The 1140-nt window shown below is 48.4% G+C and carries 1 protein-coding gene; it reads right to left on the reverse strand.

All coding sequences use genetic code 11. The annotated features are described in order from the left end of the window. Positions 1–22: 22 nt before the first annotated feature. Positions 23–1062, reverse strand: a protein-coding gene (locus FGQ66_RS15020; protein ID WP_113843804.1) for an IS630 family transposase whose coding sequence is annotated in 2 segments (ribosomal slippage) — positions 23–562 and positions 565–1062 — 1038 coding nt in all. Because the reading frame shifts where the segments join, the coding sequence is not laid out codon by codon here. Positions 1063–1140: the final 78 nt, after the last annotated feature.

Raw genomic sequence — 1140 nt, forward strand, 5'->3', positions numbered from 1 at the left:
TATATAGGTTGAATTAAATACTTTACATCCGCACGCACAGTCGGTCAATCACCTCAAGGGGACGCTCGTTTACATCGGCTAAGAAACCGCGGACCGACTGTTTGATTTTCTGGACGTGGTCAAAAAAAACATTGTTGATGACCGATTCCTTGAGCCACTTCCAAACGCCTTCCATTAGGTTCAACTGAGGGCTGTAGGGAGGGAGGAAGATGAGTGCCAGGCGCCTAGCGTTTTCTTCAAGAAAAGACTGGATCAGCTTGGCGTGGTGGATAAGGGCATTATCCAATACCATCACGATTTTTCCGGTGGGGTATTCCCGCAACGTCCGCTCCAGAAAACGGAGGAAGGCCGCTGCGTCGTATGCCCCTTCTTCTGTACAAATGATCCGACCGGTTTCATAATCCAAGGTGCCTATCAATTTTACCCCTTTGTGTTGTCCATAAGTGGGGATTTTTCGCTGGTGGCCGCGGAGAAACCAGGTGCAGCCAATGGCTTGGTAATCCCGGATCATGGTTTCGTCCTCGAATAGGAGGTGGTCAATATCGCTATTCAGCAATTTTTTTTTAGGCTCGGGAAGGTTTCTTCCAAAAATACCTGTTGTTTCTTGGAATCCGCTTTTTTGAGGGTATACGTCGGACGGGTCCAGCTTAGTCCTAGCCGGTGAAGGAGGTCCGCCACGCCTTTTTGCGTATATCCATAACTCCATTCCCGGAGAATCAGGTCACACACAATCGCCAATGTCCAATTGGCACGGGATTTGAAACCTACTTCCTCCGGAGTGTGGTAGGCGACGATTTGGACCAGTTCCGCTTCCTGTTCATCTGTCAGCCGTGAAGGTCGTCCGCTTTGTTTTTTGGAGACTAAACCTTGGATTCCATTATGGCAGTAGTTTTTCACATAGTGGCTGACAGTATGCTCGTCGCGGCCGATGGTGTGCCCGGCTTCTTTCCGGGTGTGGCCTTCAAGAACCAACTTGACTGCCAGGAAACGCTCGTACAACCGGCGGTTGTCTGTCGTATTCATCGCTTTTTCCAATTCACGGATTTGGCGTTCTGTTTCCATGTTCCCCACTCCTCAAGTGTTTTCTTTAGTATACGCCTATAGGAGGAAAAACGAATACAATTTAACTCAATTTATATA

This window comes from Enterococcus sp. BSD2780061688st2 D3 (assembly GCF_005844145.1).
Lineage (GTDB): Bacteria > Bacillota > Bacilli > Lactobacillales > Enterococcaceae > Enterococcus_B > Enterococcus_B durans.